Here is a 21807-nt window from a genome sequence, read left to right as displayed (position 1 = left end):
CCTATCCCTTTTTTGGCTTACTTTTTACTTTTTTCATATTTTCCAGCTCCTCGGCCAAAAATTTACCCGTATAGCTGCCCGTTTTTGCGTGATTTTTAGCGACCTCTTTTACGCTGCCCTGCGCGATGATTTTACCGCCTTTTGCGCCGCCCTCGGGTCCCATATCGACGATGTAGTCGCAGTTTTTGATGACGTCCATATTATGTTCGATGACAAAGACCGAGTTGCCAAGATCGACCAAATGGTGCAGCACGCGCACGAGCCTATCGACGTCGGCGAAATGCAGCCCCGTAGTCGGCTCATCAAGGATATAGAGCGTATTTCCCGTGTCCGAGCGGCTGAGCTCTTTTGCGAGCTTTACGCGCTGCGCCTCGCCGCCGCTTAGCGTCACGGCGTTTTGCCCTAGCGTGATATAGCCTAGGCCCACGTCTTGTAACGTTGTTAGTTTGCTAGCGATTTTGGGCACGGATTTAAAAAACTCCACCGCCTCGTCGATGCTCATATTTAGCACGTCGGCGATACTTTTGCCTTTGTAGAGGATTTCTAGCGTCTGCGCATTATAGCGGGTGCCGCCGCACGAGTCGCAAACGACGTTTACGTCGGGCAAAAAGTGCATCTCGATCGTGATCTCGCCCTCGCCTTGGCACTTTTCGCAGCGTCCGCCCTTGACGTTGAAGCTAAACCTGCCGATCTTGTAACCGCGCAGTTTGGCTTCCTTAGTCTGCGCAAAAAGCCCTCTGATCTCGTCCATCACGCCCGTGTATGTGGCTGGATTACTGCGCGGAGTGCGGCCGATCGGGCTTTGATCGAGGTAGATCACTTTGTCTAGATTTTCTAGTCCGCTCAAATTTACTCCCGCGACCTTTTTTACCTTTTTGGCGCGGTTTAGCTGCTCCTGAGCCTCAGGCAGCAGGGTTTGTAGCACGAGCGAGCTTTTACCGGACCCCGAAACTCCCGTGATACCGATCAAATTTCGTAGCGGAAAGCGCGCGCTTAAATTTGATATGTTGTTGATATTTACGTTTGAGATTTCAAGCCACGTGTCGATTTTGCGGTTTTTTTGGTAGTCGATTTCCTTTTCGCCGTTTATGTAAAGCGCTGTTTGCGTGCTTGAGCCTAGCAGGCTTTTCACGTCGCCGGCAAAAACTATCTGTCCGCCAAATTTCCCCGCTCCAGGCCCGATATCCACGACGTAGTCGGCCTCCTCGATCGTCTTTTTATCGTGCTCGACGACGATAACCGAGTTGCCTTTGGCTTGCAAATTTCGCAGCGTTTTGATGAGCTTTAGAGTATCGCGCTCGTGCAGGCCGATGCTAGGCTCGTCTAGTACGTACATCACGCCGCTAAGGCCCGATCCGATCTGGCTAGCGATCCTGATACGCTGCGCTTCGCCGCCGCTAATCGTGCGCGCGTCGCGTCCGAGCGATAGATAGCCAAGCCCCACGTCGTAGAGGAAAAACAGCCTCTCGTTTATCTCCTTAAATATCGGCTTTGCGATCGTTTTATCGTATTCGCTAAGGTAGCTAAAATTTGACTCGTCTGAAAAAAACGCGGTGCAGTTTTCGATACTCATGTCTAAAATTTCGCCGATACCGCGCCCTGCGACCTTGACAGCTAGGCTTTGAGGCTTTAGCCTGTGTCCGCCGCAGTCGTCGCAGACCTTCTCGCTCATGTATTCGTCAAAGTCCTTGTAGTCTTTTAGCAGTCCGTGAGTGATTTTTAGCGCGCCTTCAAATTTGCGCAGTAGCTTGTTTCGCTTCCAGAAAAACTCGACCTCTTTTACGTTGCCGTAGAGCACGAGGCGCTTTTCGTCCTCGCTAAGCTCGCAGTAGGGGCGCTTTACGTCGATACCGTTTTGCTCGCAAAAAGCTAGCAAAAATTTATAATAATAGCTCATATTGTAGCCGTAAAGAAGCTTTATCGCGCCGCCTTCGATGCTTTTTTCCTCGTCGATCACTTTGGTAAGATCCAGGCTATATCTGATGCCAAGGCCGTCGCACCTCTCGCACGCGCCTTTTGGAGAGTTGAAGCTAAAGCTAAGCGGCTCGAGCGGCGTAAATGAAATTTTACAATCAAAACACGCCGAGTGCTCGCTGTAGTGAATGAAGCTCTCTTTTAGCCCGAGTTCTTCGGCATTTGCGATCTCGATCTCGACCTCGCCGTAGCTTTCATTCAGCGCTTTTTCTACGTCCTGGGCTAGGCGCTGCGCGTTATCCGCGTCTATCACGATACGGTCTACGATGAGCTTTATCGTGTGCTTTTTGGTTTTGGCTAGCTCGATCTCCTCATCTAATCTCACCTGCACGCCGTCTATCTGGGCGCGCACGTAGCCTTTGCCGCGTAAATTTTCGATCAAGTCCGCCCACGTGCCCTTTTTCTCGCGCACGAGCGGAGCGTATATGACGACTTTAGCGCCCTGAGGCAACTTTTGGATCTCGTTTATGATATCGCTAGCCGACATTTTAGAGATCGGTTTGCCGCACTTGTGGCAGTGCTGTATGCCGACCCTTGCATAAAGAAGGCGCAGATAGTCGTAAATTTCCGTTATCGTGCCCACGGTCGAGCGCGGGTTTTTGGACGTGGTTTTTTGATCTATCGCGATAGCGGGCGTGAGACCCTCGATCTTATCGACGTCGGGCTTACCCACGCGGTCTAGAAACTGCCTAGCGTAGCTGCTAAGGCTCTCCATATACCTGCGCTGCCCTTCGGCGTAAAGCGTGTCAAAGGCTAGCGTGCTCTTGCCGCTGCCGCTAAGTCCGGTGAAAACTACGAGCTTGTTTTTTGGGATTTCTAAATTTAAATTTTTCAGGTTGTGCTCGCGCGCGCCCGTGATTTTTATGGTGTCGTTTGCGTTCATTTTCGCTTCCGTGATTTTAAATTTTTAACCCGTAATTATACCCAAAATCGCTTTAACTAAAATCGCTGTTACTTTTATCAACACTTTAGTAAAAAATCAATTTTAAAGCAAAAGAATTTTTTAAGCCATAAGCTTTTTGGATGTATTATAAATTATCCCAAGCATAGGAGTTATCATGGCAAATCCAAACATTCCTATAGACAGAAGAACAAACCGAGTCGAGCTCATCGGGCTGGTGCTAGGCGTTTTGCTAGCGATTTGGGTGTATAAAATCTTCCCCGCAAACGCAGGAGACATCGCCCTAGCTGCAGCCAAGGGCAAAAAGCTGCATGTAGAAGCTATGCCAGTCGTTGCCGCGGTAGCCGCGCTGATGGCGGCGTGGTGGATGACCGAGGCCATCGCCCTGCCCGCAACCGCCCTGGTGCCGATGGTGGCTTTTCCGGTGCTTGGCGTAGACGCGTTTAAGGTTGTCGCGGCGCCGTATGCTTCGGACACTATCTATCTTTTTATGGGCGGCTTCGTGTTAGCCCTTGCGATGCAAAGGTGGAATCTGCACACCAGAATCGCCCTTGGCATCGTGCTTTTAGTTGGTACGAGCCCTAGGCGGCTGGTGGCTGGATTTATGGTGGCGACGGGATTTTTATCCATGTGGGTGAGCAACACCGCAACCGCCATAATGATGCTACCGGTGGGTCTTAGCGTACTACATTTGGTCGGACGCCTAACGACTCAAAAATGGACGTTTACGGCGATCGAGGATGTGGCAAATTTGGATGAAATTTCACGCAAAGGCGTGCAAGGCGGCTTTATGAATACGGTATTTCACAAAGGCCGCGACATCGCAAAAGAGATAAAAGAAAAAACGAGTACTTTTAGCTCAAATTTCGGCATCTCGCTAATGCTAGGCATCGCCTACGCCGCCTCGATAGGCTCAGTAGGCACCATCATCGGCACTCCGCCAAACGCCCTTCTGGTCGCATACATGAAAAACGAATTTGGCATCGAGATCGGCTTTTTTGAGTGGATGCTAGTGGGCGTGCCGCTTAGCGTCGTTATGCTTGCGGCGTGTTGGTTTTTGCTCACTTACGTGCTCTTTAAGCCTGAAATCGGCGAGATACCAAACGGCAAAAAAGTGATCCAAGACGAGCTAGATAAACTAGGCCCCATAACTACGCCCGAAAAGCTAGTCGGAGTCATCTTCGTAGCGGCGGCTGCGTGCTGGATATCGCTGGGCTTTATCCTAAAGTCCTTTGATGTAAAAATCGCCAGCCTAGATGCGATAATCGCGATGAGTACGGCGATTTTGCTATTTATCGTGCCCGCAAACAAAAGCGGCGAGCGTCTCATCGACTGGGATAGCGCCAAAAAGCTGCCGTGGGATATCCTCATACTCTTTGGCGGCGGTTTGTCGCTATCAGCGCAGTTTAGCAGCAGCGGACTATCGCTTTGGATCGGACATCAGGTCTCTGCTCTCGGCGCGCTACCTATCGCCGCGATCATTATGGCCGTCGTAACGCTCGTCATTTTCCTCACCGAGATCACGTCAAACACTGCTACCGCAGCGGCTTTTTTACCCGTTATCGCAGGCGTTAGCGCAGGTCTTGGATACTCCGGCGCAAACGTTATGCTGTTTACGATCCCGGTCGCTATGGCAGCTACGTTTGCATTTATGCTGCCCGTCGCCACGCCGCCAAACGCCATCGCATACGGCTCTGGCTACGTAAAAATCAGCTCGATGATAAAGGCCGGAATCTGGTTAAATATCATCGGAATTTTTCTTATCACGGCAACTGTCGTCTTTATCGCTTCGGCCGTTTTTGGGCTTAAATTTTAATCAAATTTAGGCGGCCTTAACCGCCTAAATTTACCCACATTTAATAGGCGTTGCTGTATCATCGTAAAAATATTTTAACCTAAGGCTGCAAAATGAACGACATCCAAAAATCCTACGACGAGCTTCCATATATCTCGGCCGCTTTCCCCGAAACTTCGCCTGCACGACTTGAGGCTTTGGCTTCGTTTTTATCGCTAACTCCGCCGCCGTCCAAAACGGCTAAAGTGCTAGAAATCGGTTGCAGCTACGGCGGAAATTTATTTCCTTTTGCTATCGCAAATCCGCAGGCAAAGGTGCTAGGCATAGACCTAAGCGAAGTGCAGATAAATAAAGCCAAAGAGCTAGCCGCACAAATGCGCGTGGATAATATCGAATTTAAAGCAAAAGATATCTGCGATTTTACGGATGCGGACGTGAGAGATTACGGCAAATTTGACTACATCATCTGCCACGGCGTTTATAGTTGGGTGCCCGATATGGTAAAGGACGCGATCCTAAAAACCATCAAGCGATTTTTGAGCCCAAACGGCGTGGCCTACGTGAGCTACAACGTCTATCCGGGCTGGAAGATCAAGGATACGATCAGAGATTTTTTAGTCTTTGGCACCAAAGACGTAAAAGGAGAGGCCGCAAAAGTAGCCAAAGCAAGGGAGCTTTTAAAAGTACTTGGAGAGTACGCGAAATTTTGCCAAAAAGACGGCAACGTAAGCCAAATTTTCTTAAATTACGAAAGTCTAAAATTTCACATCGACTATATCTTATCCGCTAGCAACTCATATATAGCGCACGAGTATCTAGAAGTTTTTAACGATCCGATTTATTTTAAGGATTTTGCGGCCGATCTTGATAAAAACGGTCTTGCCTATCTCGCCGAGGTCGGACTGGAGGACGTTTTTCAATCAAATTTAGGCATAGACGAATTTGACGCGTATATAGATACAAATTTTAGCTCGCGTATCGAAAAAGAACAAATGCTTGACTTTCTAACCAACAGAGTTTTTAGACGCAGTATGATAACGCACAAAGACCTCGTTTCAGACGACTTTAACATAAATATCGGCACGGACGAGCTTTGCAAGCTGCATATCTCGGCAGGTTTTGAAAAAACGAAAGACGGCTACGTAAATATAAACGGCGCCCCGATGAAGCCGCAGTACGACTGGCTTTATCAAGTCTTTACCGACGTTTATCCGGCAAGCGTAAATTTCGCCGACGTCGCCGCGCTTTTAAAAGACGATGAAAACGCGGTAAAATCGGCCTATTTTGGCTTTATGGAAATTTTAGCCGCAAACTGCGCAAAACTAACGACCTACGAGCGCCCAAAAATCGCTTACGAAGTAGGCAAAAGCCGCCTAAAAGAGCGAGCGCGCGGATATTTTGAGTATTTCTCCGCCGCAGACGAGCCTGTGATAAAAATCGCCGACGAACTAAACGTGCTCGCGAATTTTTCGCAGTTTGACGCCTTTATCGCGCTTAAATTTAACGGAGAAAACTCGCTCGAAAATATCGTAAAGCAAACGGCGAAATTCGCACAAGAGCGTAAACTGGAGTTTGCCGTCAAAAACGGCACGATAAAAACCGCCAGCAAAAACGAATACCAAAAAGCGGCCGAAAACTACGTAAAAGACCTTGAGCTAAAACTAAGCGACGGCGGATTTTTAGAAAATTTCTGATTTTTTTGGGGCGAATGCGATAAATTTGCCCCCCTACATTTCCCGTAAATTTGACCGCGTTGTTTTAAATTTACGCAAGCTTCTAAACTCGCCAAAAGTAGTTTCAGCTATTAAAGCGGTAAAATTTAGCAAAACCAAAATTTATAGCAAATACTAAATTTAAGCAAAAAGCTTATTTATCATTATAATTAGCGTCGTGCAAATAAGCGCAAGCAGGCATCTTTTTTGGATAGCACGGTCGATCTTTTGCGCTAAAGCCACGCCAAATCTCACGCTTATAAGCGAGCCGATACCGACCAAAACGCCAACCTCGTACTGCACGAGCCCTTGCAAAGTTAGACTAATAAAGCCCGAAATCGACGAAAATATCACGAAAAATAGCCCCGTGCTGATCGCCTTTTTTATGTCGTAGTTTAAGAAATTTATCAAAACCGGCATGATGATAACAGAGCCTCCGATACCCACGCTGATCGCTACCGCGCCGACAAAAAGTCCGACGAAAAAAAGCGGCACGAGAGAGGGATTGTGCGCGCCTTTGGGCTCCGGATTTTTAAAAAATAGCTTAATAACGTTAAAAATTTGAATGCAAATAAGCGTGAGAAGCAAAAATTTCGACGGAACGCTCGCCACGATAAAGCCGCTCGCGCTCGCCCCGCAAAAGCCGCCGCTGCCCAGAACCAAAGCGGGCTTTAGATCAAGGGTCTTATTTTTGAGATTTAGAAGCGAGCCGTAGACCGAACTAAACATCATCTGAAGGACGCTTACGCCGATTGCGTATTTGACGTCAAAGCCCAAAAATACGAGTATCGGTACGGCCGCCGCGCCGCCGCCGATGCCCAAAAATCCGGACAAAAAGCCGACAAATAGCCCCAAACAAACGTAACCGATCGACGCAACCGATAAAATTTCCATAATCTCGCCTTAAAGTAAAATCCGATTTTAGCCGTTTTTGGGTAAAATTAATTTTAAAATTTAAAAAAGGGAAGTTATTGAAAAGATTGTTTTTGATGATTTTTGCGGGGTTAAATTTGGCCTTCGCAGGCGTCACGGCAGACCAAAGCGAGTTAGAGATAGAAGCCGCGGTTAAGAGATTTCAAAGACTGCTTGACATGAAAGACGTTAGCGAATTTGCCGTAGTGCCTCATCACGTTTTCGCCGCGCAAACGGGAGTAAATTTGACGCCGTCGGTCACGGTAATCTTCGGCGCTCCCGGCGTACTTGCGCCTTTAATAGAATGCGAACCTAGCCTAGCGCTAGAGCTTCCGTTTAAGTTTTTATTTCAAAAAATAGAGGGCAAAACGGTCGTGAGCTTTGAGGGTATAAAAAGCGTCGCTGCCAGATACGGCGCCTCGGACTGCCCAGCCCTAGACGCGGCGCAAAGGCTAGAGCGCGAGCTTTTTGACGCCGCCGTCAAATGAAAATTAAGCTTAAATTTTATATAATCAACGCACATTAAAGGATATTTTATGCTACTTTTGAGCCCAGTTTTTTATTACGAAAAGATCCGCGAGAGATTTGCTAACTCCTACCTCGCCGAGGACACGACGCAGACCATCATCGGTATCGACTGCGAGTATATCAGCAGCGAGCAAACCGATTTTGCGGGGCTTAAGAGCTATTTTAAAGCTCAAAAATTTGACGCACCTTTTGCGGGACTGTTTGGAGTGCTAGGCTACGGCGGGATAAAATATTTTGAAAAAATTCCTGAATTTAACGCGTCGCAGTACGATTTCCCCGACTTTTTCTACGCTAACGCCCGCGCTTACCTACACTTTGATAAAAATAGCAAAATTTACAGCTTTTACGGCAACCGCGAGCGGTATTACGATTTTCTCGTTAAATTTAGCGCAGACGACGAAGCGGCCGCCCAGAAACAGCGCACAAAAAGGCAGAGCAAATATCAAATTTTAACCGATCTTGATGGCGAAAAAGCGCATTTTCTGAGTATCGCAAAGCGCGCAAAAGAGTACCTAAAAAGCGGCGACGTCTTTCAAGTCGTGCTAAGCGAACAGCTAAAACTGGCCTCGGATATGGATAGCCTAGACTTCTACCGAGCGCTGAGCGAGGCAAATCCGAGCCCATATATGTTTCACTTTCCGACCCCTTACGGCGACGTCGCGGGCTCTAGCCCCGAGCTAGTCTGCGAGATCAAAGAGGGCAAGATCTACGTCGCGCCCATAGCCGGCACGCGCGGACGCGGTAAGGACGCGATAGAGGACGCCGCGCTCGAGCGCGAGCTGCTAAGCGACGAAAAGGAGCTAGCCGAGCACAAAATGCTCATCGACCTCGCCCGCAACGACATCGGCCGCGTCAGCAAGCCAAAAAGCGTCGCGGTCAAAAACGCCATGCGTATCGTGCGCTACGAGAGCGTGATGCATATCGTAAGCGACGTCTACGGCGCGAAGGCGGACGATCTGGACGCATTTGACGCGGTCGGTAGCATCTTCCCCGCAGGTACGCTCAGCGGTACGCCCAAAATCCGCGCCATGGAGATCATCGCCGAGCTTGAGCCCTATAGGCGCAACGCATACGGCGGCGGCATCGGATTTTTCCACTTTAACGGCGACGCGCAAATGGCGATTTTGATTAGAAGCGCGATATTTGCGCGTAAATTTGGCGGCAAATTTGACGCTAGCGGGCATGACCCGCACCTTGACGGCGCAAACGAGTCAAATTTAAAAGGCGGGGAGCTCAGTGTAAATTTCGCCGAAATTTTCGTGCAGGCCGGAGCGGGTATCGTGATAGATAGCGTGCCGGAATACGAATATAAAGAGATTTGCAAAAAACGCGCCTCGGTGCTAAATGTATTTGCGAAAAATGCAATGGAAATTTGAGAAATTTGACCTGCACGTAGTGCAGCAACCTCTCACGTGCAGTGGGGTTAGAGAGGGCTTGGGAGAGGGTCTGCCTCCGACAGTTACGAGCGCAAAACGCGAAGTAAAGGAAGGCGACGCTCTACTTCACTTTGTTTGTAGCTGCAAGCAGACCGTAAGTAGAACCTCTTCCTCTCCCAAAAATTCAGTTTTACAGAAAGTAAGTTTTTCAAATTTTGATATTTTCAAGATGCGGGTCTCGGTGGGTAAAATTTGCAAATTTGACTTCAAATTTGAAAGTAAAAAGTTAAGACGAAGTATCGTGAGATGATTTTTGGGGTTTTGAAGTTAAAATTTGACGAAGATAAGGCATATAGCCTATCGAGTCAAATTTTAACGAAATCCACAAAAAGCGCTCGCGAGACAAGCCGCAAAAAAGGAGAAAATTTTGATTTTATTGATCGACAATTACGACAGTTTCGTATTCAACGTAGAACAATACCTACGCGAACTAACTTCCGAAGAAGTGCGCTGCGTGCGCAACGACAAGATCACGCTAGATGAGATCCGCAGGCTAAATCCGAGCAAAATCGTGCTAAGCCCGGGGCCAAAACACCCGCAAGATAGCGGCATTTGTTTAGAGATTTTGCGAAGCGACATCGCCGCGCCGATCCTTGGTATCTGCCTCGGACATCAGGCGATCGGCCTGGTGCACGGCGCAAAGATCAAACGCCTAGAAAAGCCCTATCACGGCAAAACCTCGCTAATAAAAGTTAGCCGCAAAGAGCCGCTATTTACGGGACTGCCGGACGAATTTGAGGTCATGCGCTACCACTCGCTTTACGTGGACGAGCTACCGTCAAATTTGCAGGCCTCAGCCCTGAGCGAGGACGGCGTAGTGATGGCGCTTAGCGTGAAAGATAGGCCGATTTTTGGTATCCAGTTTCATCCCGAGAGCTACTTCACGCAGTACGGCAAAAAAATCATCGAAAATTTCATCAACTACGAAGCCACGCCTGCGACAGACGTCGCCAAAGAGCCCAAAATCCGCCCGCTAAAGCCGTTTCTAATCAAGCTACAAGAAAACGAGCGCCTGGACGACCGCGACTTTGAGCAAATTTGCGAAATCATCGCGAGCAAAGAGTACGAGATCACGCAGCTAGCGGCACTTTTGGTGCTGATCAGCGAAAAAAGCCTCTATCCGCAAAGCCTAGCAAGCCTCGCCAAAAACATCCTAAAATACTCGCAGACCTACCGCGATCCTTCGCCGATGATCGATCTTTGCGGCACTGGCGGCGACGGCTTTAAGACGATAAATATATCAACGACCGTCGCGTTTATCTTAGCGAGCCTTGGCGTCAAGGTCGCAAAGCACGGAAACAAAGCCGTTTCTAGCAAATCAGGCAGCTCGGACGTGCTGGAAATTTTGGGCGTTCATAGCTCAAATTCGCTCCTAGGGCAGCGCGAGCTACTAAACGATAAAAATCTAGCCTTTTTCCACGCGCCGTTTTTCCATCCGCTAGTGGGCGAGGTGCGCGAGGTGCGCCAGCGCCTGGGTATCCGCACGGTTTTTAACGTACTTGGCCCGCTGCTAAATCCAAATTTGGCGCTCAAAAATCAGCTCGTGGGCGTCTATCATAAGCCCGTTTTGCGCCTCTACGCCGAGACGCTGCAGCTGCTGGGACGCGAGCGCGCGCTGGTGGTTCGCGGCGAGGACGGACTAGACGAGATCAGTCTATGCGATGAGACGCGCGTCGTGGAGCTACGCGGCGGCCAGATCAGCGAGTACAGCATCACGCCCGAACAGTTTGGCTTCAAACGGGCGTTTCACAGCGAGATCGAGGGCGGCACGCCGGAGCAAAACGCTGAAATTTTAAAGCAAATTTTAAAAGGTGAGATTAGCGGACCGAAATTTGACATAGTTGTGCTAAACGCGATGTTTGCGCTATACGCCGCTGGCGTCGCTGATAGCCCAGCGCAGGCAAAAGAGGTCATCCTGGACGCGATAAAAAGCGGTAAAGTTTATCGCTATTTTGAGGACTACGTGCGGGGCAAAGCGTGACGCTGGTTAAAATTTGCGGTATCAAAACGCCTGCGGAGGCGCGCGACGTGGCGAGCCTGGACGTCGATTTTTTAGGTGCGATATTTGCCAAAAGCAAACGCCAAGTAGGCGCTCAGACGGCGCGAGAGATAGCGGATATAGCGCACAAGGCGGGTAAAAAATGCGTCGGAGTTTTTGCCGGGCAAAGCGACTGCGAGATAATGGAAATTTGCGAATTTGCCGCGCTTGACGTCGCGCAGATCCACGGCGAGGTTAGCTCAAATTTGTACGCAAATTTAAAGGCGATGAGGCTAGGGGTTTGGCGCGTTTATAGCGTGCTAGATGCGCTACCCGCCGTCGATACCGCGCTTTGCGATATGCCGCTTTTTGATTGCAAAGGCGAAAATGCAGGCGGTAACGGTATTAGCTTTGATTGGGAGATTTTGCGGGGGGTCAAATTTGACTTTGGCATGGCAGGCGGCATCGGCGAGCATAACGCGCGCGAAGCGGTCAAATTTAACCCGCGAGTACTCGATCTAAACTCAAAAGTCGAGGATGAAAACGGTATAAAATCGGCCGAAAAAATAAAGAAAATTTTAGAGCTAATAAAGGCGTAAATTTGTTTGCGGCGAAGGCAAATTTTACGCCTTTGCCGCCTTGCCTAAATAAAATATGGCATGTTTTTAAATTTCCCGTTTCCCTCACAGACCGATTAACGAGGCCTATCCGCGTCCCAAATAAGCCTAATAAAAACTTAAAATGCTAAAATAGAACGAAAATTTAAAGGATACCGATGAACACCAAAGCATATTTCGGCAAATTCGGCGGGCAGTTCGTGCCCGAAACCGTGATGTTCGCTCTAGACGAACTTGAGGCTGCGTACGAGAATATCGCAAAAACGGCTGAATTTAAAGCCGAACTAGACGACCTACTAAAAAACTACGTCGGACGCCCGAGTCCGCTATATCACGCAAAACGCCTAAGCGAGCACTACGGGCATGAAATTTACCTCAAGCGCGAGGATCTAAACCACACGGGCGCGCACAAGATAAATAACGCCCTAGCTCAGGCATTGCTTGCCAAAAAAATGGGCAAAAAGAAGGTCTTAGCCGAAACGGGAGCCGGTCAGCACGGCGTGGCGACTGCGACGGCGGCGGCACTGCTCGGTCTTGAGTGCGACGTATATATGGGTGCTACCGACGTCGAGCGTCAGCAGCTAAACGCATTTCGCATGCAGCTTTTAGGCGCCAGAGTCGTGAGCGTAGAAGATGGCCTAAAAACGCTAAAAGAGGCCACTACCGCAGCGATCCAAGCGTGGGTAAACGAGATAGAAAGCGCATTTTACGTCATCGGCTCGGCGGTCGGCCCGCACCCGTATCCTAGGATCGTGCGCGACTTTCAGAGTATCATCGGCCGCGAGACCAAGGCGCAACTAAAAGAATACGGCGTACATCCCGACTACGTCATCGCCTGCGTCGGCGGCGGTAGCAACGCCATCGGCATCTTTAGCGCGTTTTTGGGCGACGCGGACGTAAATTTGATCGGAGTCGAGGCTGCGGGCCTAGGCGCGGATACTCCGTATCACGCCGCAACTCTAACCAAGGGCCGCACAGGCATCATTCACGGCATGAAAACGATCGTGCTTCAAGACGAATACGGCATGATCGAGCCGGTACATAGTATCTCGGCGGGGCTTGATTATCCGGGCGTGGGCCCCGAGCACGCGCACCTCCACGAGAGCAAGCGAGCCGCCTACTACGGCGTCACAGACGACGAGTGCATAAACGCGCTATATCTAACCAGCCGCCTAGAGGGCATCATACCTGCGATCGAGAGCTCGCACGCGTTAGCGTATCTAGAAAAGCTATGTCCAAATTTGACGAAAAAAAGCGTCATCGTCGTAAATGTCTCGGGACGCGGCGACAAGGACATAAACACCGTGATGAGCTACGAGAAAGGAAAAATTTATGGCTAAGGTAAAAGACGCGTTCGCGGGCAAAAAAGCAAACATCGGCTACGTCGTGGCGGGATATCCTAGCGTCGAAGCGACTAAGGAGTTTTTATTAAATTTAGACGGCAGCTGCCTGGATCTACTTGAGCTTGGCATCCCCTACTCCGATCCGCTCGCAGACGGCAAACTCATCGCGCAAGCTAGCTTTGAAACCGCCGCAAAGGGCGTAAATACAGGCACGGTATTTACCATGCTAGAAGAGTGCAAAGGCAAGATAAATAAACCGGTCGTATTTCTCGTGTATTTTAACATCGTGTTTGCCTACGGCGTAGAGAGGTTTATCGCTCGCTCAAAAGAGGTCGGTATAGCAGGATTTATCATCCCCGATCTGCCGTTTGAGGAGAGCGAGGAGGTAGCGGGACTGTGCGCTAAATTTGACCTTGATCTCATCCCGTTAATCAGCGTCACTTCGCAAAACCGCGCGGATAAAATTTTAAAATTCGGCTCAGGATTTGTCTATGCTCTGGGCGCTATTGGCGTGAGCGGGTCGCAGCGAGCTAGCGAGGAGAGGCTAAAGGCGCTAGTAGAGGGTCTAAAAAAAAGAAGCGATCTGCCTGTTGCGGTGGGCTTTGGCGTGAAAAATAAAAACGATGCCGACGAGGTAAAAACCTACGCCGACGGCGCGATAATCGGCACCGAGATAGTAAAGCTCACGGCCAAATTTGAGGGCGAAGAGCTGATAAAGCAAATCAATAAACTTTTTTAAATTTAGCGGCGTTTGCGTTAAATTTAAGTATAATTATAAAATTTTGTTTAAAGGACGGCGCGATGATGGACGTTGCGGAGCTTGGGATCAAGCATCTGTGCGAGGATACCCTGGGCTACAAGGTAGAGAGCGCAAAGAGCGCGGAGGGGGAATTTTACGGATCGAGTTTGCCGATTTTTAAGGGCAAAGAGGAGTTTCACTTTTATCTTTACTTTAAAAAAGATACGCTAAACCGCTTTGCTAGCGTGCTTCTTGGCGTCGATAAACTAGCCGAAGACGAGCTAAGCGACATCTGCAAAGAGGTGGCAAATCTCACGATCGGCTACGCTAAAAATCTACTCAACGAACGCGAAGCAAACGCTTATAAACTAGGCACTCCCGAGTATCTAGGTAGGACGAGCTTTCACGTCAAACTAGACGACAAGCGCGTCTATAAAATCAAAAATAGAACATTTCAAGTAGGATATAAAAAAGCATGAGCGAAGAACTACAAGAGATAAATGCCGTAGAAACGGCGCTGCAAGGGGTTCAGGAGATGTTGCAAGAGCGCGGCGGGCTTTTTAAAAGCTACGACGAGCTGATGGATATCGGCGTGGATTTTATCTCAGAGCTCGGCACTACGACGATTAGCGTAAAGCAGCTCTTAAAGCTCGAAGTTGGTTCGGTTATCGATCTAGAAAAGCCTGCCGGCGAGAGCGTGGAGCTTTTTATAAACAACCGAATTTTCGGCAAGGGCGAAGTAATGGTCTACGAAAAAAACCTCGCCATCAGGATAAATGAAATCCTAGACTCAAAATCCGTCATCCAGTACTTTAAACGAGAGCAATTATGAGGATTTTCGCCGCGCTTTTGTTGTTTTTCGTAGCGCTTTGGGGGTCAAATTTATCTACTTACAACATTTACGAGCGCAGTGACCGCGTCGATATCATGCTTAGTTTTGACGCGCCTTATAGCGGAGCGATCCTGCAAGAGCGAAAAGACGGCGTGATAACCCTGCTTTTTAAAGACCTGCAAAACGATCAAAATATCGAAAAAAGCGTAAATTCAAGCATACTACAAGAGCTTTTGTTTGAGCCTAGAGGCCAAAATTTAGCCCTCGTGATAAAAAGCGACACTCAGGTGGCCGTTAGCGCGTCAAAAACCACCGACGGCTTTGGCCTGCGCATACGCGTGACGCCTGAAAATGCAGCAAACTCAGCCGCCGCAACAGCACTCTCTCCACAAGAAACTAGAGAAAATATAACCGAGGCGACGAATTTATCCGGCGATCAAAACGCATCAAATTTGACCGCGTCTGCTCAAGGTGCCGGCTTAAATTTAGGCGCGCAAAACGGCGACGTAAATTTCATGACGCAAGGCGTGAGCGATATGATCGATTATAGATATTACTCGGTTTTAGGCGTTTTGGCGCTACTTTTGGTCGTGCTTTTGGTCATCAAGGCAAAGCTAAAAAACAAGCAAAAAACGATAAAAACAAAGCGCGAAAACGGCTGGTTTGAAAAGGTAAAAAGCGACGAAGGCGTGGAGATAATCTACGAAAAATCGATTGATGATACGAACAAAGTCGTGCTTTTTCAGCATCTTGACAGACGCTATCTCGTGCTAACGGGCACATCAAACGTACTTTTGGATAAATTCGGCGAAGAAAAGATGACGAGCGAGCAAGATTTCCAGAGCTTTTTTGAAGAAAATCAAAAAAAGCTAAACACCTACATCGAAAACCGCCAAACATTGGACGCATATAAAGACAAGGCAAGTATAGACTAAAATTCGGAGATAAATTTGGCCAAAAACGATTTGGAAATTTTAAAAGAATTTATAAACGATAAAGAGGCTCAAGAAAAATTTAACGCTATCAAAAATAGCGTAATGGACTTTAATATCTTTGAAATTACGGGTCTTGGCAATCAAGAAATAAAACACTCAAATACCTTAGCCTGGCTCTTTGGAGATAATGAACACGGATTAAAATATCAAATTTTAGAGGGATTTTTAAAATTTACGCTAGAAAACGGCAATAATACTTCAGAAAGTTACGAAAATTTAGAAAAATATCTAAAAATCCAAGAAAAGAATATACGAATTTTTAGAGAAAGCGATAATATCGATCTTTTGCTAATTGACGAAAATAGTAAATTTGTCATAACGATAGAAAATAAGGTTGAAGCGGACGAGAGTGAAAAACAGTTACCCCGGTATCGCAAATTTATCGATAATAAATTTAAAAAATTTAAAAGAATTTATATTTTTCTAACGAAGGACGGGCGCTTGCCTGAGGATGAGACAGAGCAAGACTGGTGGCTAGTAGCGACATATAAAATAATCGGCGATAGCATAGAATACTTGCTAAAAAACAATAATCCGCCTCAAAAAGCAAATATTATTTTATCAAGCTATGTCGATTTGCTAAAAAGGAAAAATATTATGAGTAATGAAAAACTACAAAATTTATGTGAGCAAATTTGGGACAAATATGAAAAAGAGCTTCAAATTTTAATTAGCTATAAAAGGACAAAATTAGATAAGTTGTTTGAGGCAATAAAAAATACACTAGAAGAGAGAGGTATAGAAATCTATAAAGATAGTCGTCTAAACAACCTATATCTAATAAGAACAAAAAATGCCGATTATATATACAACTTTATGTACAGCAAAAATGCAAAGGAAGCAAACAAAGAAAGAAAATATGCTATAGACATCCAATTTAATATAACGAAGGAAGAATATATTTGGATTGGATATGATGGTAGCTATAAACAAGATAAAAATAAAAATAAAAATAAAAATAAAGATAGTGCAATAGAAGAACACAATAAAAAAATAGATAAGTTGAGCAAAATACTAAATATTAATATTAACAAGAACAAAGGAAAGGAGATCTACAAAATTAATAAATCAGAGATAGAGAATTTTAACGATGAGGATATAGAGACCAAAGCAAAAGAAATAGTTAAAAAAATATTAGTAGAAATAGAAGAATTTGACATAAAGATTATTACAGTATCTAGTGAGCTAGGAAATTCCTAACTCACGCAAAACAGATCGCAAAGGTATCCGGCTTGGTCATCTTTTTGATATTTTCCTTCGCCATAAACAGCTCCTTAGCGCCGTAAATTTGCAAAGTGTGGTTGATAAACTCAAACTCCAGTTTTTTATGCGAGCAGTTTGCGTCTAAATTTTTAGCAAGCGCGAGGATAAAACTCAGCCAGCGCACGACATCCTCGCTCGGTAGCAGGTTTTTAAATCGCTCAAATTCGCTCGAGGTTTTCTTGCCGTTTTGTGCGATGATCGCGGCGACCAAGCATTTTTGCGCATGCGAAAAGCCGTAGTTTAAGGCATTTAGTACAAAAAATGCCGAACTAGCGTGCTCGCCATAAAATCCCAAACACTGCGCCACGCTATGCAATCTAGCAGCGACAGCCAGCTCGCTCTCGTATCGCCCCTCAAGCCCATGCAACGGCTCTAGAGCGGCAAATAGATCTTTGGCGTATTTCACGATCGTCTTGTTATCGTCTAGCAAAAATCTATCTTGCAAACTCCTCACGCTCGGGTTGAAATTCGGCGGAAATTTACGCGTCGGACGCAATATATCGCTCAAAAATACGCCCTCTCTAAAGCCTGCGCCGCTAGTATAGATATTTTGCGCGCCCACTGCATCCACTGCGCCTAAAAAGATGAGCGCGCCCTCTCTAATCGTATCGAAGCGATCTTTTTTGATACCGAATTTCCCAAGCTCCAGCACGCTCGCTCGGGCTAAATTTTCGATGAAGTTTTTGTGGTTTTGAAATTTGTAGGCAAAGTTATGCACGGTTTTTAGCGGATAGTCTTGCGCCGACATGATGGCCGAAGATATCGCGCGCAGGCTACCGCCGATGGCGACTAGGTTTTTGCTTTTAAAGTTTTTAGGCAAGCTTTTAAATGCCTCTTTGATAAAGGGCGCTGCAGCGTTTAAATTTTTCTTATCGAAAAATAGCTCCTTTAGCCGCACCGTGCCCAAATTTAACGACACGGCATCTATTATCTTGCCGCCACTAACAAGCGCTAGCTCGGCAGAACCCCCGCCGATATCAAGCGTGACGAACTCCTCTAGCGGCTCAAGCAAATTTAGCGCCGCCACTCCGCCAAACGTCGCTTCATCCTTACCGCTAACGACCTTTAAATTTATCCCAAGCTCCCTGCGCGCCATGCCTATGAGCTCGCTGGCGTTTGGAGCGTCGCGCAGAGCCGAGGTGCCCATGGCGAAAATTTTCGAGCATTTGTAGCTTTTTGCGATATTTTTAAACTCACTAAGCGCTTCGCAGGCCTTTTGCATCGACTTTTCCGAGATCTCGCCGCCGTGCTCGTACGCGCCCTCGCCCAGACGCACCTTCATCTTAAATTCGCCGATGATGTGAAACGCGTAACGCGAAGTTTTCTCAAAAATCGCCATTCGCATCGAATTTGAGCCTAGATCTATGACGGCGGTTCGTTTTGCCATTTATTTGCCTTTATTATTTTTATTTATCGCTAGAGTGAGGGTCGAGATCGCGCCGCTGTGCCCGTCGGTACGGTTTTTGATAGACACCGAGCCGCCCAGAGCCTGAGCCGCGCCCTTAGCTAGAAATAGCCCAAGCCCCGCTCCGCCCTTATCGCCAAAACGCTTAAACGGCGCAAAAAGGTCCTTGCTCTCGTCGATGCCGCAACCCTCGTCTACGACCTCGATGATAAACTCGTTTTCGCTAAGGCGCGAGCGTAGCGTGATCACGGCGCCGCGAGGAGAAAATTTGATCGCATTTTGAACGAAATTTTGAATAACATGCGTTAAAAGCGTCGTTTGTAGCGTCATTTCAAGACTGCCAGGCGTAAAATCCGTCGCTATATCCTTGCCCTCGCCGCGAGCTAAAATTTTAAAATTATTCGCAGATTGATTTAAAAACTCGATGATGTCGATACGCACAGCCTCCTCAAACTGCGCGCCCTCCTGCCGTCCGATCTCCAGGATAGAGCCGATCATTTTATTCATCTGATTGATGGCTTCGTTGTTGTTTTTGAGCGCTTCGATATATTTTTCGCTCTCGCGCGGTTTTATTAGCGTCACTTCGTTTTTGGTTTTCATCACGGCAAGCGGCGTTTTTAGCTCGTGCGCAACGCCGACGAAAAGCTCTTTTTGATAAAGCACGAAAGTCTGAATACGCTCGATTAGGCGGTTTAGGCTTTTGCCCAGCGGCTTAAACTCGGGCGGTAGCTCCTCAAGGCTCACCGTCTGCAAAAATCGCTCGTTTAAATTCGTCATTTTTCTGCTTAAAATTTTGATCGGCACAAGCAGCATCCGCGACAAAAACAGCACGTAAAAAATAATCAGAAGTATCGACGTAGCGTTTACCATGATGATGTCGATTAAAATTTGATCTATGAGTTTGCTTTGATGGGTGGTGTCTTTGGTTAGCGCGATGCTAGTATCGTCCATATATGGGTAAAATAACGTCAAATGGGTCTTTTGGCCGACACTTTCCGTGACGAAATAAGGCGATACCGTTTTGCCCTCAACGAGCTTTGCTCTAGTGGGACTATCGTTTAGCGTGAAGTATTCAAACGGTTTTTGTACTTTAGATAAATTTGCGCTCGTGGATAAAATTTTAGCTTCATATGCGAGCGATTGCGAGATACCCTCGTATATCGTAACCTTGATATACTGATATAAAAGAACGGAGATGATGAGAATTAGCATCGTAGAAGCCGATGCTAATTGCACTATAAACCTAAATCTTAGGCTTTTTTGGGAAAGCAAAACCTATACCCGCGTCTTCTGACCGTCTCGATAGTCGAGATATTTAACGGTTTATCCATTTTTTGGCGGATTTGATTGATTGCTACTTCGATTACGTTTGGAGTTACGAGCTCAGGCTCCTCCCAGATCGCGTCTAGTAGCTGCTCTTTGCTGACGATCTGATCGCTGTGGCGCGCAAGGTGAGTTAGTACCTCAAACGGCTTGCCTTTTAGCTCGATATCTTGGCCTAGATAGGTGATTTTCTCCTCGTCCGGATCAATGATAAGGTCGTCTATTTTGATAACGTTGGTGCCGCCAAAGCGCAGTCTTGCTTCGATTCTAGCTACCAAAACGTCAAAATCAAACGGCTTTTTGATATAGTCGTCCGCACCTGCTCTAAACGCCTTAACTTCGCTATCTTTATCGTCTTTCGCAGACAGTACGACTACTGCAGTGCGCGGAGATTTGTGTTTGATGATGTTGATTAGATCCACGCCGTCGCCGTCAGGCAGCATCCAATCAGTCAAAACCAAATCGTAATTTCTAATACCGATGTAGTATTCGGCATCCTTGAAATTCTCCGAGCTGTCGGTCTGGTAGCCGAACTCTTGCAAGCCCTCGGCGATGGTTTTGTTTAGAGTTACCTCATCTTCAACTATTAAAATTCTCATTTTTTCCCTTCAGTAAAATTTGTTGGGATTGTAGCATAAATTAAGCAAGATTTCAAGATACTTTAAAAAAAATTTAATATTTAAACTCAGCTCTTGCGCCAACCGTCGCATTTTTGACGATCTCGATTTTTAAAATTTCCATTTTTAAAAAGCTAAGCGAGCTAAATTTTTCCTTCAACTTTTTCGCGCAAATTTCAAGCGAGCTCTCCACGGTACCAAATTTCTCCCGCGCGTAAATTTCCTCGATTAAATTTATCATTTCCACGTAGTCTATAAACTCGCCGCTTTCAAATTCCGCGCTTACCCTTACCTTCTGCGGCGTCACGCGCTCAAAATCAAGCAGCCCGATGATCGTGCTAAATTCGTAATCTTTGATAATCGTCGTCAAATGACGCGCTTTTCTTGCCCGGTTATCAGGCGTTTGATGTTTGGCAGGTGCTTGTAAACGACCAAAAACGCTATCAAAAATATCGGCGCATAAGAGTCGATATCAGGAATCTGCGGCTGAAGCGCAAAAGTCGCTACGATAAACGCCGCAAGCGCGGCTAGCGAGGCGAGCGATGAGATCTTAAGCAGCTTGCCCACGACGAACCAAACTCCAAGCGCGATAGCGATCTCAAGCGGCAAAAAAACCGCCAAAACGCCCGCTCCCGTGGCAATGCCCTTGCCGCCTTCAAATTTTAAAAACGGCGAATAGCAGTGACCGAGCACCGAAAGTACCGCCATCGCCCAAAGCGTCGCGGGAGCAAGGCCTACAAATTTCGCGATTAAAATCGGCAATACGCCCTTTAAAACGTCGCAAACGACGGTCAAAATCGCGATTTTTTTAGCGAGTTTGGGGTCTTTTTGCTTTAGCACGCGCAAGACGTTTGTCGCGCCGATACTGCCGCTACCTTCGCTTCTGATGTTTACTCCGCCGAAGATATATGCCAAAATCACGCCCGAGGGGATACCGCCCAGCAGATACGCCGCAGCATAAGCTATCAAATTTTCGTTCATTTTTTATCCTGATTTTTGTTTAGATTTCGCAATATTAATTAAATTCGGCTGATTTTTTGATAAATCGGTCGTTTTAAAGGGCGGCAAATTTGTAAATTTTGCTAGCCGAGACCCGCACCCTGAAAATGCTAAATTTGGTTTGGTTAAATTTGGCATTGCAAGTTTGGCTTCCTTCAGTAAAAAACAACCGTTTGAGGTTGTTTTTTACTTTGTTGTAAAGGGGGCGGGGGCTTAAATTGCGAAGTCGCTCCCCACCCCCTTTAATCCCCCTCCCCCTACGACGCTTTTAAGGTGGCGACATAGCTTTGCTGACGCAAAGCGTCGCAGGTTTGAATCGAATTTGATGTTTTCGAGATGCGGGTTTCGGCGAATAAAATTTGAATATAATAAATCAAGGCGAAGTATCGTGAGATGATTTTTCGAGTTTTGAAGCTAAATTGAGCGTGCGCTAGGCAT

Annotated in this window: 20 protein-coding genes; 13 read left to right on the top strand and 7 right to left on the bottom strand. The window is 47.0% G+C overall.

Going from position 1 to position 21807, the window contains the following annotated elements; all coding sequences use genetic code 11:
* Window position 1: 1 nt before the first annotated feature.
* Window positions 2-2857, bottom strand: coding sequence for an excinuclease ABC subunit UvrA (gene uvrA, locus CSHOW_RS01625; RefSeq protein ID WP_002947397.1), 2856 nt, complete (start codon window positions 2855-2857; stop codon window positions 2-4).
* A gap of 175 nt (window positions 2858-3032) precedes the next feature.
* On the opposite strand from uvrA, the gene CSHOW_RS01620 reads away from it, so the two are divergent.
* Entirely contained in the window at window positions 3033-4691 is a 1659-nt protein-coding gene (locus CSHOW_RS01620) for an SLC13 family permease (protein WP_002947395.1), read from the top strand.
* Window positions 4692-4783: 92 nt separating this feature from the next.
* A complete protein-coding gene (locus CSHOW_RS01615) occupies window positions 4784-6364 on the top strand; it encodes a class I SAM-dependent methyltransferase (RefSeq protein WP_002947392.1) in 1581 nt (526 codons plus the stop codon).
* Between the two features lie 159 nt (window positions 6365-6523).
* Here CSHOW_RS01615 and CSHOW_RS01610 read toward each other — a convergent pair whose 3' ends face one another.
* The gene (locus tag CSHOW_RS01610) at window positions 6524-7276 is read right to left on the bottom strand and encodes a sulfite exporter TauE/SafE family protein (protein WP_002947388.1); all 753 of its coding nucleotides are present in this window, start codon (window positions 7274-7276) and stop codon (window positions 6524-6526) included.
* Window positions 7277-7353: 77 nt separating this feature from the next.
* Here CSHOW_RS01610 and CSHOW_RS01605 point away from each other — a divergent pair, with 77 nt between their 5' ends.
* The 11 genes from CSHOW_RS01605 to CSHOW_RS01555 all read left to right on the top strand — a co-directional run bounded on the left by CSHOW_RS01605 (window position 7354) and on the right by CSHOW_RS01555 (window position 16962).
* Window positions 7354-7782 (top strand): DUF302 domain-containing protein, encoded by a 429-nt coding sequence (locus CSHOW_RS01605; RefSeq protein ID WP_002947379.1) that lies wholly within the window; start codon window positions 7354-7356, stop codon window positions 7780-7782.
* 48 nt (window positions 7783-7830) lie between these two features.
* Window positions 7831-9198, top strand: coding sequence for an anthranilate synthase component I family protein (locus CSHOW_RS01600; RefSeq protein WP_002947378.1), 1368 nt, complete (start codon window positions 7831-7833; stop codon window positions 9196-9198).
* Window positions 9167-9508, top strand: coding sequence for a hypothetical protein (locus CSHOW_RS01595; RefSeq protein ID WP_039895124.1), 342 nt, complete (start codon window positions 9167-9169; stop codon window positions 9506-9508). The genes CSHOW_RS01600 and CSHOW_RS01595 overlap by 32 nt, the downstream gene beginning before the upstream one ends.
* A 117-nt stretch (window positions 9509-9625) precedes the next feature.
* Entirely contained in the window at window positions 9626-11239 is a 1614-nt protein-coding gene (gene trpD, locus CSHOW_RS01590) for an anthranilate phosphoribosyltransferase (RefSeq protein WP_002947376.1), read from the top strand.
* The gene (locus tag CSHOW_RS01585; RefSeq protein WP_002947375.1) at window positions 11236-11835 is read left to right on the top strand and encodes a phosphoribosylanthranilate isomerase; all 600 of its coding nucleotides are present in this window, start codon (window positions 11236-11238) and stop codon (window positions 11833-11835) included. Before trpD ends, CSHOW_RS01585 begins: the two co-directional genes overlap by 4 nt.
* Before the next feature lie 176 nt (window positions 11836-12011).
* Window positions 12012-13193, top strand: coding sequence for a tryptophan synthase subunit beta (gene trpB, locus CSHOW_RS01580; protein ID WP_002947367.1), 1182 nt, complete (start codon window positions 12012-12014; stop codon window positions 13191-13193).
* Window positions 13186-13935 (top strand): tryptophan synthase subunit alpha, encoded by a 750-nt coding sequence (gene trpA / locus CSHOW_RS01575; protein ID WP_002947360.1) that lies wholly within the window; start codon window positions 13186-13188, stop codon window positions 13933-13935. Before trpB ends, trpA begins: the two co-directional genes overlap by 8 nt.
* A 65-nt stretch (window positions 13936-14000) precedes the next feature.
* Window positions 14001-14414, top strand: coding sequence for a chemotaxis protein CheX (locus tag CSHOW_RS01570; protein WP_002947358.1), 414 nt, complete (start codon window positions 14001-14003; stop codon window positions 14412-14414).
* Between the two features lie 56 nt (window positions 14415-14470).
* Window positions 14471-14767, top strand: a complete 297-nt coding sequence (gene fliN, locus CSHOW_RS01565; protein ID WP_034957998.1) for a flagellar motor switch protein FliN — start codon at window positions 14471-14473, stop codon at window positions 14765-14767.
* A complete protein-coding gene (locus CSHOW_RS01560; protein WP_002947354.1) occupies window positions 14764-15702 on the top strand; it encodes a hypothetical protein in 939 nt (312 codons plus the stop codon). Before fliN ends, CSHOW_RS01560 begins: the two co-directional genes overlap by 4 nt.
* 15 nt (window positions 15703-15717) lie before the next feature.
* Window positions 15718-16962, top strand: a complete 1245-nt coding sequence (locus CSHOW_RS01555; protein ID WP_002947353.1) for a PDDEXK-like family protein — start codon at window positions 15718-15720, stop codon at window positions 16960-16962.
* 1 nt (window position 16963) lies between these two features.
* Here the strand turns inward: CSHOW_RS01555 and CSHOW_RS01550 are convergent, their stop codons facing one another.
* From CSHOW_RS01550 to plsY, 5 genes are all read right to left on the bottom strand, one after another.
* Complete coding sequence (locus CSHOW_RS01550) at window positions 16964-18412, bottom strand: Ppx/GppA phosphatase family protein (protein ID WP_002947352.1); 1449 nt, start codon at window positions 18410-18412, stop codon at window positions 16964-16966.
* Window positions 18413-19642 (bottom strand): sensor histidine kinase, encoded by a 1230-nt coding sequence (locus tag CSHOW_RS01545; protein WP_002947351.1) that lies wholly within the window; start codon window positions 19640-19642, stop codon window positions 18413-18415.
* A 38-nt stretch (window positions 19643-19680) separates the two neighbouring features.
* Entirely contained in the window at window positions 19681-20352 is a 672-nt protein-coding gene (gene hsrA / locus CSHOW_RS01540) for a homeostatic response regulator transcription factor HsrA (RefSeq protein WP_002947350.1), read from the bottom strand.
* Window positions 20353-20425: 73 nt separating this feature from the next.
* On the bottom strand, window positions 20426-20740 hold the full coding sequence (locus CSHOW_RS01535) for a dihydroneopterin aldolase (protein WP_002947349.1): 315 nt from the start codon (window positions 20738-20740) through the stop codon (window positions 20426-20428).
* Window positions 20737-21351: a glycerol-3-phosphate 1-O-acyltransferase PlsY gene (plsY, locus tag CSHOW_RS01530; RefSeq protein WP_002947348.1), complete on the bottom strand. Its 615-nt coding sequence runs from the start codon at window positions 21349-21351 to the stop codon at window positions 20737-20739. The genes CSHOW_RS01535 and plsY overlap by 4 nt, the downstream gene beginning before the upstream one ends.
* Between the last annotated feature and the right edge of the window lie 456 nt (window positions 21352-21807).

The sequence above is a fragment of the Campylobacter showae genome (assembly GCF_004803815.1).
Classification (GTDB): Bacteria; Campylobacterota; Campylobacteria; order Campylobacterales; family Campylobacteraceae; genus Campylobacter_A; species Campylobacter_A showae.
This window is presented reverse-complemented; position numbering and strand designations above follow the sequence as displayed.